A 14,739-nucleotide genomic window follows, 5' to 3' on the forward strand; every position below is an offset into this window, starting at 1 on the left:
TGTCACCGTTCACGGCCTCCATGCCAGGCACGTCACGGCGTCACCCGGTCAGCCCCAGCTGTAGTCCTTACGCACGAGAACACCCCCTTCCCTCGAAGAAAGCACCCCCTTTCGGGGATTGTGGAACACGCTGCGACAATCGCATGCGCGGCGGCCGGGCGTCGTTGTGGCACAGCGCCACCATGGTGGGAATGCGTGCCAGCTTCCGCACCGCCTCGGGCAGGCCGAACGGTCACTCGCCGGGGCCGTACTCCCCGATGAGGGCATGGACGCGATCGGCTTCCGGCGTGCCGATGTCGGCGAAAAGCGTGAGGGCCTCCCGCCAGTGCTCGACGGCCACGCCTGGGCCACCACGGCGCAGCAGCGCGTGGCCGAGGACCATCAGGGCACGGGCCTCACCGAGGCGGTGTCCCGTCTCGCGATGCAGGCGGATCGCGTGTGTGGCATGGTCGGCCGCTTCGTCGATGTCGCCCCGGCCAAGGCAGACCTCGGCCAGCGCGGTGAGCGCCTGGCCTTCCCGGACGCGGAAACCCGCCTTCTGGGCGAGGGCGAGAGCGTCGCGGGCGTGGGCCGCCGCCTTGGGATGGGCGCCGAGGTGGGTGTGTACCGTCGACAGGCCGATGAGCGCCTCCGTTTCTTCGTAACGGACACCGGCCTCCTGTGCCAGGCGAAGGGCCCTCGAGAAATAGGCGATGGCGTCCTGGTGCCGTCCGAGACGGTGGCAGCAGGCGGCGAGAGCGTTGCACGCAGCCGATTCCTTCTGGCGGTGCATCAGCTCCTCGCTCAGGCGCAGGGCGCTTCGAGCAGCGTCGAGGGCCTCGGACAACCGTCCCACGTCGAGGTCGATGCGGCTGAGCGTGGACAACGCCTTGGCCTCGCCGGCGTTGTCACCGATCCGCCGGGCCAGCCTCAGCGCCTCACGCAGGTGCTCGGCACCGACAGTGAGTCTTCCGAGATCGTGACAGGCCTGGCCGAGGCTCTCCAGGGCCGAGGACAGGCCGGTCCGAACACCGGACTGCCGCGATGTCTCGAGAGCGCGGCCGAGGTAACCGGTGGCCTCCCGGAGCCGCCCACGGACGCGATCGAGGTTTCCGAGGTTGTTGAGGGTGATGGCCGACGAGTGGGCCGCGCCGATCTGCTCCCAGAGGCCCAGCGCCCGGAGGAGGTTGACGTGGGCGTCCTCCAACCGCCCCAGGTCGCTGTACACGGAGCCGATGTTTCCCAGCCCCACCGCCCGGCCTTCGGCCCACCCCGCCTTGTCGGCCAGTTCCACCACCTGCCGGAGATGACCGATGACCTCGTGGTCGTGGGCGAGGTTGTTGTGCGCGTGCGCGGTGCTGAGGTGCAGAGCCGCCTGGCCGAGCAGGTCGCCCTCCGCCAGGGCGGCGGACATCCCCGCCTCGGCCACGGTGAACCAGTGGACGGAGTGCCGACGGCGCGCGAGGTAGCCGCGCAGGCCGTCCGCGATCAGCCATGCCGCAGGACGCGGCCCATGCTCGGCCGCGTGGGTGATAGCGGCGACGAGGTTGACGTGTTCCACGTCCAGCCAGGCCAGCGCGCTCGCGTGCCCGTCCAGGGCGACGGGCGCCGGGTCGGCGGGCAGAGCGCGCTGGGGCAGCATGATCAGGTTCGGGTACAGCAGCCGGCTGGCCGCTCTCGTGGTGTGCGCGTAGTGGTCGTACAGGCGCTGTGCCGCGGCCGTGCGCTCGTCGTCGTCCTCTTCGCGGTTGCGTTCAGCTGCGTACAGACGCAGGAGGTCGTGGAAGGCGAACCGGCCGACCACGTGCTCGGTGAGCAGGTTCGCACGGCACAACTCGGCCAGCAGCGGCCGGACGCGGGTCTCGCTCGTGCCGGCCAGGCGGGCGACCGCGCCGACACCGATGTCAGGACCAGGGTTGATCGACAGCAGCCGGAACAGCCGGGCCGCCTCACCGCTCAGAGTGCGGTACGACCAGGAGAAGACGGTCCTGACGTGGGTGGCCGGGTCACCGCCTGAGAAGGCGTCCAGGCGATTTCCCGCCTCGCGCAACTCGTCGGCCATGGCGGCCAGGGAGAACCGGGGATTGGTGACCGCCCTGGCCGTCACGATGGCGAGCGCCAGGGGAAGCCTGGAGCACTGGGCGATGAGTTCGTCGACCGCTCCGGGCTCGGCATCGGCCCGCTCGGCACCGAGGCGGCGGGCCAGCAGTTCACGTCCCTCAGCGGCGGACAACAGGTCCAGCGTCAACGGGTAGGCGCCTTCGATGGCGACCAGACCGGACAACTGGTCCCGGCTGGTCACCACGACGAAGCAGGTCGGCGCCCCGGGGAGCAGCGGCCGGACCTGCTCGGCGTCCCTGGCGTTGTCCAGCACCAGCAGGATCCGGCGGCCGGTCAGAAGGCTGCGGTACAGACCCTTCTGCGCCTCGGAGGTCTCCGGGATCCGCTCGGGCGGCACGCCCAGTGCGTCGAGGAAGCTCCGGATCGCCTCCGCCGGTTCCATCGCCGGCCCCGTCGCATCGAAGCCGCGCAGGTTCACGTAGATCTGTCCGTCGGGGAACCGGTCACGGACGCGGTGGGCCCAGTGCACCGCCAGCGTGGTCTTGCCGACGCCGGCCGTGCCGGACAGGGCGGCGACGGTGAGGGCGCTGGGATGCTCGGCCGCGGTGGCCAGCAGGGCGTCGAGCCTGGCCAGCTCGGACAGGCGCCCGCCGAAGCCGCGGGCATCGAGCGGAAGCTGCCGCGGTGGCTCCGCGCTCGGGGCGAGCTGAGCGACGTCCTCGCCGCCCGAGCCGAGCCCGGGGAGGCGCTGACGGAGGACCTGCAGATGGGCGGCTCTCAACTCATGGCCGGGCTCGATGCCGAGCTCGTCGGCGAGACGCCGGCGGACGTCGGCGAACAGGCGCAGAGCACCCGCCTGGTCTCCGTCCCTGGCCATCGCGAGCATGAGGCGGGCATGCAGTCCTTCGTGCAGGGGCTCGGCCGCGACGAGCCCCTGCAACTGCGCCGCCACGCTCCGGTGGTTCCCACCTTCGAGCCCGAGATCGGCGAAGGCAAGGGCGGCATCCATGCGGCGCCGGTCAATGGCGACGGCGACCGGATGGTGCCGCACCCAGGGTCCGGCGCCGGCGAGCACGGGGCCTCGCCACAGACACAGGGCCCGTCCGAACAGCTCCTGCGTCCCCACGAGGTTCTCCCGGGACCGAGCGGCCCGAGCGCCCTGGACGAGGTCGTCGAAGTGGACGAGGTCGAGCCGCGCGCCCTCCGGCGCCAAGGTGTATCCGCTGTGCTCCAGCGTCGCGATGGAGGCCGAACCGCGCCCTCCGCGCCCGGGCCGCAACAGCCTGCGCAGGGCGGCCACGTGCCCCTGGATCAGGTTCAGGTAGGTCTTCGGCGGCCGGTCGCCCCACAGCACGTCGACGATCTCCTCCCGCGAGACCCGCTGTCCGGGCTGCAGGGCGAGCAGGCCGAAGATCTGACGCTGCATGGGCGATCGGATCTCGACGGGCTCGTCACCGTACCGGACGAGGAGCGGGCCCAGCACTGCGATGTGGAGCGTGCGTGGGTCGGCCCGTCCGCCCGCCTGTACGGCCTCCAGCAGAACGGACAACTCGTCGTCGGTGACGTCGAGCGCGGTCGCCAACCGGCGCAACGAGGACGCCCGGGGGCGGCTGACGTGGCCGGTCTCGATGTCACGTAACGACCGCACGCTCACCCCCGCGAGGTCCGCCAGTTCCTGTTGGCTGAGGCCCGCGTGCAGGCGACGGTGACGTATCAGTCCCCCCGGAGTGGACCCCACTGGCTGCATAGAGAAGAACGTACAGAACGATGCACGTATCGGAATCTGCCGATCGATCCGCCACTTTCTGCCGCCACGCCCGCCACCGCTCCGCCGCGGGGCCCGCCTGCGCCCCCATCGTTCCAGGCCAGGAGGAGCACGGCCCTCGGTCGCCGCCCCGGGCATCCGCAAGGGCGGGACCGGGCCACGACCATGGCGTCGCCGCTGTCACCCCTGCCTAGCGTGGTGCGCGACGACAGCTGGAACCCAGCCTGACGTACGGTTCTCCACGCTTCGAGGGGGAAACTGGTGGAACTGGTCATGTCGACCGACGGGTTACCCGTGGCCGACCGGTTCGAGGTCTGGCGCGAGCACGTATTGCGGACGGTGGAGCCGGTCACGATCACCTGCGACGATCCCGCCCGGTTCACGGCGAGGTTCAGCACCATGGTTCTCGGCCCGGTCCGGATCTCCGCACATACGGTCTCCGGCCTCGCGGGGCAACGGACCCCGCGCCTGATCCGCCGGTCAGATCCAGAGACGTTCCAGCTCGTGCTCACCATGCGCGGGCGTGCCACCCTGGTGCAGGACCAGAGGGTAGCCGAGCTGGGGCCGTCGGATCTGACGCTGTATCACACCTCCCGGCCCTACCGGTGGCTGGCCGGCGGTCATGAGTCCAGCGACGCGCTCTTGATGAGCTTCCCCGGCGCTCTGCTGCCGTTCGCCCGGCACCAGGTCGAGCGGCTCACCGCCACGGCCTTCTCCGGACGTGACCACATCGGCGGGCTGCTCGCGAACGCCCTCACCACTCTGGCCGACGACCGGACCACCTACCGGGGGCCGGATGCCGTCCGTCTCGGGACCGTGCTCATGGACCTGGTCACCGCGCTGCTCGCCCATCGCCTCGACGCGGAATCGGTCGTGTCGCCGGCCTCCGCGCGGCGGACCCTGCTCATGCGGATCCAGGCGTACATCGAACGCGACCTGACGAATCCGCGTCTGTCCCCTGCCGCGATCGCCGCCGCCCACAACATCTCCATCCGCACCTTGCACCGGTTGTTCACCACCGAGAACGTCACCGTCGCCGCGTGGATCCGCGCCCGGCGGCTCGACCGTTGCCGACGCGACCTGGCGGACCCCGCGCTCGCGGGCAGGCCCGTGCACGCCACGGCGGCCCGCTGGGGCTTTCCCGACGCCGCCGGCTTCACCCGCGCCTTCCGCGCCGCATACGGGCTGAACCCGGTGGACTACCGCGCCGTGCACGGTCGATCGAACGGGAACTTCTCAGGACCGGACGAGCTGTCCAGGGCGGCGCCCCTCCGCGCGACAGCACCACGGTGAACCACAACGCACGGGAGCACCCCCTTCCGGGGGATCGGGAACACGCTGCGACAATCGCATGCGCGGCGGCATGGCGTCATTGCGGCACGGCGTCACCCTGTTGGCGATGCGTGCCATCCACCGCGCCGCCTCGGCGCGGCACAGGCCGGTCACCTGCCGGTCGAGGAACACCACTTCATCGCCCCGCGATGTGCGGAGACCCCGCGCGAGGGAGGTCGCGCGGGGTCTCGTTGGCTCCTGATGGGTCAGGACCAGGGGTGGAAGTAGGCCACGGTGACCGCGTCCATCTCCGTGAAGTCGGGCGGGGTGCCGCCCGTGCCGCTGCTGCCTGTCACGAACACGCGGACGCCGTCCTTCTCGGTGGCGTCGACGGCCAGGCCGTTGGCGACGTCGGAACTGGCGACCTCACCGTCGTAGCGTCCGGTCCAGACCGGCTCGCCGGTGACGGCGTCGTAGGCGATGGTCACGTAGTCCGCGCCGCGGTCCGCGACGTCCGTGCTCTGGCCGGCCACGACGACCTTGGCGCCGTCGGGCGTCACCCGGACGTGCCAGGCGTAGTCCTCGTTGTGCGCCGCGCCGTCGAAGCGCTGCAGCCACAGCCGCTCACCCGTGGCCGGGTTGTAGGCGATCGTTGTGTAGTCGCCGCCGGTGCCCTCGCCGGTGGTGTTGCCGGTGACGTACACCGTGCCGCCCGGGGCGACGGTGATGTCGTGCGGCGTGTCGCTCTCGTGCGACGGACCGTCGTAGCGGTCCTTCCAGAGCTGCTGACCGGTGGCGATGTCGTAGGCGACCGTCTCGAAGTCGGTCAGCGAGTCGGGGTTGCTGGTGACGCCGGTCACGACGACCGCCTTGTCGTCGGCGGTGACCGCCAGGGCGGAGGGGATGTCGAGGCCGTTCTCGTCGCCGTTCACGTTGGCGTCCCAGAGCTGCTGACCGGTGGCGGCGTCGTAGGCGACGGTGCCCCAGTCGGTCAGACCGGTGCCCGCGGGCCCGGCGGTCTGGCCGGTGATGACGAGCTTGGAACCGTCCGCGGTGAGGACGATCTTGCGCGCGTCGTCGGTGCTCGCGCCCTTGCCGTCGTACAGGACGCGCCACTTCTGCTCGCCGGTGGCGGTGTCGTACGCGGCGGTGAAGTAGTCGTTCTTGTCCTCAGGGCCGGGCGACACCATGCCGGTGACGTAGACCGTCTTGCTGTCGGGCGAGACGACCGCGTCGTTGGCGTGGTCGGAGTACGCGCCCTCCTCGGTGTACCGCTGCGTCCACAGCTCGTTGCCTGAGGCGCTGTCGTACGCGATCGTGACGGCGTCGACGCTGGAGCCGTCGCCGCTGCTGGCGCCGACGACGAAGAGCTTGCTGCCGTCAGGGCTGACCTTCATGCCGAACGGCTCGTCGTACTCCTTGCCCGGGCCGACGTAGGTCTTGCGCCACACCTCGACGCCGGTCGCGGCGTCGTAGGCCATCGTCACCATCGACGGGCTGAACAGGCCGGACCCGGCCGCGAAGCTGGTGCCGGTCACGTAGACCCGCTCACCGGCGGGGTCGAGGGCGACGATCTCGCCGGAGTCGTTGCCGCCGGCGACACCGTACGCGGCCGCCCAGCTCTCCTGGACCGGGCGCACCACCAGCGGGATGCGGACGGAGTGCTTCTTCTTCTCGTTCCAGGTGAGGTAACCGCCCACGTACGCGTTCAGCGCCGCGTCGGTGCGCGTGAACGTGACCGTGAACGACTTGGTCTCGCCCTTCTTGAGCTGCAGCCGGCTCGGCGACACCTCGGCCTTGATGCCGGGCAGGCCGATGACCGAGGGGGTGTAGGTGGCGGTCGAGCCGCCGACGTTGGTGACCTTGCGGGTCACCGTCTGCTTGCCGGACAGGCGGCCGACGGCGATCGAGGGGACGTTCATGTCGCTCGCCTCGAACGAGTGACCGTCGCTCTTGAGCTCCTCGCACGCCTCCTCGCGGACGCCGTGGGTGGAGCCGCACAGGAAGGCGATCCAGTCGTCGATGTCGCTGTCGTAGACGAGGCCGGGGTCGGCCGCGTCGTTCGGGTTGGCGTGCCCGGCGCCCTGACTGAAGATCACCGACGGGTCGGTGGCCGGGCCGTCCTTGACGTCGGTGCCGGTCGTCATGAGGGCCGACTTGATCGCCATCGGCGACCAGTCGGGGTGCAGGTCCTTCAGCAGCGCGGCGAGGCCCGCGATGTGCGGGGCGGCCATCGAGGTGCCGCTGGAGAGGTTGAACTCGAGCCCGTTCGCGCCCGGAGGGGCGAACGCCGCGAGGATGTCCTGACCGGGCGCGATCACGTCCGGCTTGAGGAGGTCGCCGCCGGCGGCGGTGAGCGGTCCGCGCGAGGAGAAGTCGGCCGTGTACGGCGCGGCGGCGTCGGTCTTGACGACGGCCTTGCCGATCGTGGCCGTCGCGCCGCTGGTGGCCGCGTAGTCCTTGATCGCCTGCCGATCCTTGTTCGCGACGTGCACGGACGGGATGACGGTCAGGTCGGTGTTGAGCGTCTCCTCGTCGGCGATGTTGACGAGCACGGCGCCGACGCCGCCCGCCTCCGACACCGCGACGCTCTTGTTGACGCGGGGGGTCACGCCACGGTCGCAGAGCACGATCTTGCCCTTGACCTTGGCCGGGTCGAGCACCGCCGTGCCGCCGTTGTCGCGGGCGGCCCAGCACTGGGCCACCATCGCCGGGTCGGCGCCGGGCAGCGCCGCAGCGGAGGCGTCGATGAGCGGCGCGGGTCCGACCGCAGCCGGGGCCAGCGAGGCGCCGGTGAGCGTGGTGCCGTTCCCGAGCTGCACCGAGCCCTCGGTGGTGCGGTTGTGGGTGCCGGCGGCGACCGTGGTGATCCACGGGGACGGGTGCGCCACGGTGGACACGGCCGGTCCGTCGTTGCCGCCCGCCGCGGAGACGAACACGCCCGCGTCGGCGGCGGCCAGGAACGAGATCTCGGCGGGGTCGAGGAAGTCGGAGTTCGTCCCGGACACCGAGTAGTTGATGACGTCCACGCCGTCGGCGACCGCCTGGTCGATGGCGGCCACGAGGTCGGAGTTGTAGCCGTTGGCGGTGGCCGCGTCCTCGGTGGAGTACAGGGCCTTGTACACGGCGATCCGGGCGCGCGGCGCGATGCCGCTGATCTTGCCGAAGCCGGCCGCGGGGCCGGTCACCGTGACGTCGTGGTTGCCGGCGGCCGTGGAGGAGGTGTGCGTGCCGTGACCGTTGTAGTCACGCGGCGACGCGAACTCCCACGGCGCGAACTCCTTGAGTCCCTGGTCGCCGCCCCAGCCCTCGTTGAAGTGCCGAGCCCCGACGATCTTGCCGTTGCACAGGGAGCCGTTCCAGGAGTTGTCCGGGCTGTCCTGGTCGCAGGTGCCGGTGAAGCCGCTGGTGAGCTGCCCGTACGCCTTGCCGTCCGGGGCGGGGTTGGTGAAGCTGGCGCTGTCGGCCCAGATGCCGCTGTCGATGACGCCGATGACGAGGTTCTCGCCGGCGCCGTCCTTGTTCTTCTTGCCGTCCGGGCCGCCGAGCTGCTCCCAGAGGCCCTTGCGGGCGTCGAGGCCGAGGAACGACGGCGTCGAGGACGTCGCCACCGACACCTTCTTGTCCTCGGTGACCGTCACCACGTCAGGTAACGTGCGCATCTTCGCCGCCTCGGTGGCGGTCATGCGGGCCGCGAACCCGCCGAAGGAGTACACGTAGTCATAGATCTTCTTGCCGCCGGCCTTCTTCAACGCGGCGTCGTGCCGACCCTTCAGGTGGTCGACGTAGTCGCGCACCTTCGCGGCCCGGGGCGAGATCTTCTCGCCCTGCGCGGGCTTGGTCCTGGCCAGCCCGGCCACGTCGCCCTCGTAGGCGACGACCGGCTCTGCGGCCATCTGCACGATATAGGTCTTCGGCTGCTCGGCGGCGGCCGTGGCGCCGGCCGGCGCGGGCCACGCCAGCCCTGACGCCGCCAGTGCCGTCAAGGCCGCGGTCACCGCCAGGCGCTTGGGGATGCCCGGGGATATGGACTGATGCATCGTCGCCCCTCTGTACGTCTCCGCGCGTCGCGCGGACGATCGCCGAGGCTAAGGAGCGGTACACGTATGTGGCATCCGTACCGGATACGGATTTTTGGTCGTTACTTAACGGAAGCAAAAGATCCGGTAACCTGTTTGGGCTGGTAACGCCGCCATTAGTGCAGGTTGGGGGTGGCTGCATGCCCTCGGGCCCCGCCCCCACGGGCTCGCTCTCGGACATCCTCGTCGGGCGTCGTACGGAGCTCGCCGTCCTGCGGGCGGTCGTCGGCTCCCGCCCCTCGCTCGCCCTGGTCGAGGGCGAGGCGGGCATCGGCAAGAGCCGCCTGGTCGCCGAACTGCTCGCGACGCCCGACCTCGCCGGGACGCGGCGGCTCGTGGGCCAGTGCGAGCAACTCCAGGAACCGCTGCCGCTGTCGCCACTGCTCGACGCGTTCCGCCAGGCCGCGCTGACCCGCTCCCTTCCACCGAACCCCGTCGTGGGGGCGCTCGCGCCGCTGCTGCCCGAGATCGCCGCGCACCTGCCCCCGCCCCTCCCGCCGCTGCCGGACCAGCGGGCCGAGCGGCACCGCGTGTTCCGCGCCGCCGTCGCGCTGCTCGACCACCTCGCGCCGCTGGTGCTCGTCCTGGAGGACGTGCACTGGGCCGACGGCGGCACCCACGACTTCCTCGCCTTCCTCGCCGCGCACATGCCGCGCGACCTGACGGTGATCCTCACGGTCCGTACCGAGTCGGGCGTGCTGCCGATCCGCGAGGCGTTCGCGCGGGCGCCGTCCGGGCCCGCGCGCACCATCAGCCTCGCGCCGCTGACCCCGCCCGAGGTGGAGGAGCTCGCCCGCGGCATCCTCAGGGCCGACCTGCCCCGTACGTTCGCAGAACCGCTCTACGAGAAGACCGGCGGCATCCCGTTCGTCGTGGAGGAGGTGCTGCGCACGCTGCTGGAGCGCCTGCCCGCGAGCGAGATCCCGGCCCACCCCGACGTGCTGGCCGAACTCGCCGTGCCGACCGTGCTGCGCGACGTCGTCCTGCAGCGGCTGTCGTCCCTCGACGACCCGGCGCGCGACATCCTCACCGCCGCGGCCGTCATCGGCATGACGCCGGACGACCGGGTCCTCGCCGAGGTCAGCGAGCACAGCCCGCCCGAGGTCGCGCGGGCGCTCGCCGAGGCGCAGGCCGTCGGGCTGCTGCACGAGGAGGACGGCCGCTGCCGCTTCCGTCACGCGCTGGCCAGGCAGATCGTCTACGAGTCGATCCCCGTGTCCGGCCGCCGCTGGCTGCACCTGCGCGCCGCGCGGTCCCTGGAGTGCGGCGGGGGGCCGCGGCCGGTGGCCCGGCTGGCCCACCACTTCCGGCATGCCGGACGCACCGCCGACTTCGTGGCCAACGCCGAGGCCGCCGCCGACACCGCGCGCTGCCACGGCAACGACGCCACCGCGGCTCGGTTCCTGCTCCAGGCGCTGCGCGTGCGCGAGCTCGCGAGCGACGTGCGCGTGCGGCTCGCCGTCAAACTCGGCCGTACGGCGGTCGACGGGCTGGCGCACGCCGAGGCCGTCCCCATCCTGCAGCGCCTGCTCGCCGCCGAGGTCCTGCCCGCCCCCGTACGGGGGGAGCTGCGCTTCGCGCTCGGCCGGCTGCTGCGCCAGCACGGCGAGGCCCGCGCCGGCTACCTGCAGATCGAGCAGGCGATCGACGACCTCGGAAGCCGGCCCGCGCTGCTGTCGCGCGCGCTCGCCGTGCTGGCGGCGCCCGAGACGGTCGCCGACCGGCACCTCAGCGAGCACGCCGCCCGCTGCGACCAGGCCGAGGAGGCCGCCCACCGCAGCGGCGACGGCGAGGCCCTCGTCTCCGTACGGATCGCGCGCGCGTCACTCCTGGTCGAACAGGGCGATCCGGACAGCTGGCGGCTGATCGACGACCTCCTGCGCGACGAGCGGCTCCGGGCGAACCCGCGTGAGCACGCCCGCGCCTGCCTCAACTGGGCCCAGGCCGCGCTGCACATCGGCCGGCTCGACCGGGCCGCGGCGCTGCTCGCCGAGGGCCGGCACGTCGCCGACCAGGCCGAGTACCTGCGGGTCACCCAGGTCGTCGAGCTGGTGAGCACCGCCGTCGAGCACGCTGCCGGGCGCTGGGGCGGCCTCGACGACCGCACCTCCCGGCTCGTCGCGACCACGGCCGCGTTCCCCGCCGCGGCGCTCGACTCCCGGCTGTTGCGCGGCGCGCTGCGCACCGCGACCGGCCCTGCCGAGGAGGCCCGGGCGTGCCTGGACGAGGTGGTCGAGGTCGCGGAGCAGGTCGGGGCGGTCTACCCGCTGGTCGCCGCGCGGTCCGCGCTGTCGCGCCTGGCGCTCACCCTGGACGACGCCGCCGGCGCGGTCGCGCACGCGTCCACCGCGCTCGCCGTCGTCCGCGCCAAGGGCGCCTGGGTGTGGGGCGCCGAGAGCGTGCTGTGCCTGGTGGAGGCCCTCGACGCGCTCGGCGGCTCCGACCGGGCCGCGGCGGTGGTCGAGGAACTGAGCGCGGGCATCAAGGGGGCAGACGCGCCGCTCGCGCGGGCGGCGCTGCTCACCGCCCGCGCCGTCCTCGCGGGCTCCTCGGACGCCGACCGCGTCGACGCGCTCCTGGACGAGGCCCGTACGGTGCTGCGGGAGGCCGGGCTGCGCTACGAGGAGGCGCTGGCCGGCGAGCGCCTCGGCCGGCGGCAGTGCGAGCGCGGCACCCCCGGCGGCGGACCGCTCCTGGAGAGCTCGCTCCGCACGTACGGCGAGCTGGGGGCCGACCGCGACATCGCCCGAATCTGCCGGGTCATGCGCCAGAACGGGGTCCCGATCCCGTACCCGTGGCGCGGCGGTCGCCCGTCGCACGGACAGACCCTGTCCGCGCGGGAGCGCGAGGTGGCCCAGCTGGCGGCGGCCGGCAAGACGAACCAGGAGATCGCCGACATCCTGTTCCTGTCCCGACGCACGGTCGAAAGCCACATCGCGAACGCCCTCCGCAAACTCGGCCTCCCATCCCGCCGAGAACTACGCAACCTCCCCGACGCCTGACACGATGCGCCGAGGCGGGGCCAACCATACTTTTTGATGATTTAGATCCATACCGTTCGGCTTGTCCTCCCGGCGGATCGTGGCGGCCACCCCTACGATCGGGTGCACCGTGGCAGGGCTCGCGAAGGGAACGACGGTTGACCTCCGACTCCGTGGCGTCGTGCACGTGCCGCGACCGCGTGACCCGATTCCGCCTCCCCGACCCCGTGGCCGCCATGGACCCGCGCGACCTGGCGGCGCGCCGCTGGGGCAACGACGTGATGATGGCGGTCGAGGGGATGGGCGCGTTCGTCAGGTGCCTCCTCCAGGTCCGGCTCTCCGACGGCCGCTCCGCCACCTTCGCGCCCTGGCTCGCCGTCCGGCCTTCCGACCTGCAGACCGCCTACGACGTGTGGACGACACCCGAGTACATCGACCTCGAACTACCGGGCCACATCGCCAACGCCATCGAACCGTGGGGCGCCGACCTCCTCGCCGCGCCGGCCCACGCCGTGGTCCGAGACCCCGAACACGCCCCGTACATCATCAGCACGCCCCACCCGCTGCTCACCCAGGTCCTCACCACCGAATGGCCCGCAGCCCACATCAGACCGTGCACATGCCCAGCAACCACCTGACTGGTGTCGGTTCTGTACATGACGGGGGCTGGCCGGGCTCGTAGTCTCGTGGGGTGCCGGAGCTCTTCCGGAAACATCCTGAGGAACGGAACCATGGGCAAGATCATTTCGAGTTTCTTCATCTCCCTCGACGGCGTGGTCGAGTCGCCGGACAAGTGGCACTTCCCGTACTGGAGCGACGAGATGGGCGCGGCCGTCGGGGCGGGGATACAGCGTTCGGCGGCGATGCTGATGGGCCGCCGGCTGTACGACGAGTGGTCCTCCTACTGGACGACCACCGAGGCCGACCCCGAGATCGCCACCGCGTTCCTGAACGCCCCCAAGTACGTCCTGTCGAACACGCTGAAGACCGCCGACTGGGAGAACACCACCATCATCTCCGGCGACGTGGCGGCCGGAGTCCGCGAGCTCAAGGAGCGGATCGACGGCGACATCACGATGTCCGGCTCCGCGACGACCGTGCGCTGGCTCCTCGCCAACGGGCTGCTCGACCGGCTCGACCTGCTCGTCCACCCGATCGCCGTCGGCAGCGGGCAGCGGCTGTTCGAGGACACCCCGACCCACCCGCTGAAGCTGGTGTCGTCGGAGACCTTCCGGACCGGCGTGCTGAACCTCTCCTACGTCCCCGACGCCGGCTGACATTCGGCGTCCGATTTCAGCGGGAGTTGCCCGTCCGATCGGCGCCAGCCCTCGTGACACCGCGGTCCGTAACGTTCTCGCACGTCAGCACACCGTATGAGGGAGTACGTCATGGATCTCCAGCTTTCCGGGAAGGTCGCCGTCGTCACCGGCGCCTCGCAGGGCATCGGCCTCGCCGTCACCCGCACCCTGCTCGCCGAGGGCGCCCGCGTGGTGGCCGCCTCCCGCAGGCGCAGCCCCGAGCTCGACGCGTTGGAGGGCGACCTGCTCCACGTGCCGGCCGACCTCATGGACCCCGAGGAGCCCGGCCGGGTCGTCGCACGGGCCGTGGCCGAGTTCGGCGGGCTCGACATCCTGGTGAACAACGCGGGCGGCCCGCCGCCCGGCGTCGACCTGCCGCGTTTCTCGTTCATGGCCCCCACCGACGACGACTGGCGGGAGATGTTCGAGTTCAACCTGTTCTCGGCGGTACGCGCCATGCGGGCCGCCATCCCGCCGATGCTGGCCCGCGGCGGCGGCGCGATCGTCAACGTCTCCACGGGCGGCGCCCGTCTGCCCGCCCCCATGAACGTCGACTACAACGCCGCCAAGGCCGGGCTCACCAACCTGGCCAAGGCCGTGTCGGAGGAGTACGCGCCCCAGGGCATCCGGGTGAACACCGTCTCCCCCGGCCCGGTGCGTACGGCGTGGTGGACGAAGAGCGGCGGCGCGGCCGACATCATCGCCGCCGCGACGGGCAGCGACCGCGACGACGTCCTCACGAAGGTCGCGCCCGAGATGATGGCGCTGTCCACCGGCCGCCTGGTCGAGCCGCAGGAGATCGCCGACGTGGTCGTCCTGCTCGCCTCCCCCCGCTCGGCCAGCACGACGGGCGCCGACTTCGCCGTGGACGGCGGCTTCCTCAAGCAGGTCTGACCGCGCTCAGCGGTCCTGGATGAGGCCGAGGACGTTGCCGTCGAGGTCGGTGACGGTCGCCACCAGCCGGCCGCCGCCGACCTCGTGCGCGGCCTCCTTCACGACGGCCCCCGCGGCGGTCACCTCGGCCAGCTTCGCCTCGATGTCGTGGACGTGCCAGTAGGCCACCGGCGAGGTCATGCCCTGCGGCCCGCCGCCCGGCACCAGCCCGATGTGCTGGCCTTCGGCGTCGAAGCCGACGTAGTAGGGCGAGTCGGTCTGCGGCGCGACGCCGAGCAGGGCCGCGTACACCTCCTTGGCCTTGGCCAGGTCGGACACAGGGTGCAGCACGGTCTTGATGCCCTGGGTGGTCATGGTCGCTCCTGTCGGTCGTTGCTGTGTGGATGTGGACAGTTTTGCTCCCGGCCTGG

At 71.8% G+C, this 14,739-nt stretch carries 8 protein-coding genes; 5 read left to right on the top strand and 3 right to left on the bottom strand.

Translation table 11 applies throughout. The annotated features are described in order from the left end of the window. Window positions 1-232: 232 nt before the first annotated feature. Window positions 233-3,943: a tetratricopeptide repeat protein gene (locus BLR04_RS22585; protein ID WP_090768721.1), complete on the bottom strand. Its 3,711-nt coding sequence runs from the start codon at window positions 3,941-3,943 to the stop codon at window positions 233-235. 123 nt (window positions 3,944-4,066) lie between these two features. Between BLR04_RS22585 and BLR04_RS22590 the strand changes: the two genes are divergently transcribed. Then, entirely contained in the window at window positions 4,067-5,098 is a 1,032-nt protein-coding gene (locus tag BLR04_RS22590; RefSeq protein ID WP_090768723.1) for an AraC-like ligand-binding domain-containing protein, read from the top strand. Between the two features lie 245 nt (window positions 5,099-5,343). Here BLR04_RS22590 and BLR04_RS22595 read toward each other — a convergent pair whose 3' ends face one another. Then, window positions 5,344-9,117: a S8 family serine peptidase gene (locus BLR04_RS22595; RefSeq protein WP_090768725.1), complete on the bottom strand. Its 3,774-nt coding sequence runs from the start codon at window positions 9,115-9,117 to the stop codon at window positions 5,344-5,346. 179 nt (window positions 9,118-9,296) lie between these two features. Here BLR04_RS22595 and BLR04_RS22600 point away from each other — a divergent pair, with 179 nt between their 5' ends. The 4 genes from BLR04_RS22600 (at window position 9,297) to BLR04_RS22615 (ending at window position 14,329) form a co-directional block, all read left to right on the top strand. Beyond that, a complete protein-coding gene (locus BLR04_RS22600; protein WP_090768727.1) occupies window positions 9,297-12,158 on the top strand; it encodes an ATP-binding protein in 2,862 nt (953 codons plus the stop codon). Window positions 12,159-12,295: 137 nt separating this feature from the next. Continuing rightward, entirely contained in the window at window positions 12,296-12,775 is a 480-nt protein-coding gene (locus tag BLR04_RS22605) for a hypothetical protein (RefSeq protein WP_090768729.1), read from the top strand. Between the two features lie 93 nt (window positions 12,776-12,868). Continuing rightward, window positions 12,869-13,414, top strand: coding sequence for a dihydrofolate reductase family protein (locus tag BLR04_RS22610; RefSeq protein ID WP_090768731.1), 546 nt, complete (start codon window positions 12,869-12,871; stop codon window positions 13,412-13,414). 111 nt (window positions 13,415-13,525) lie between these two features. Beyond that, a complete protein-coding gene (locus BLR04_RS22615) occupies window positions 13,526-14,329 on the top strand; it encodes an SDR family NAD(P)-dependent oxidoreductase (protein WP_090768733.1) in 804 nt (267 codons plus the stop codon). Window positions 14,330-14,335: 6 nt separating this feature from the next. Here BLR04_RS22615 and BLR04_RS22620 read toward each other — a convergent pair whose 3' ends face one another. Then, on the bottom strand, window positions 14,336-14,683 hold the full coding sequence (locus BLR04_RS22620; RefSeq protein WP_090768735.1) for a VOC family protein: 348 nt from the start codon (window positions 14,681-14,683) through the stop codon (window positions 14,336-14,338). Window positions 14,684-14,739 lie beyond the last annotated feature (56 nt).

It is taken from the genome of Nonomuraea maritima (genome assembly GCF_900100395.1).
In the GTDB taxonomy this organism is placed as follows: domain Bacteria; phylum Actinomycetota; class Actinomycetes; order Streptosporangiales; family Streptosporangiaceae; genus Nonomuraea; species Nonomuraea maritima.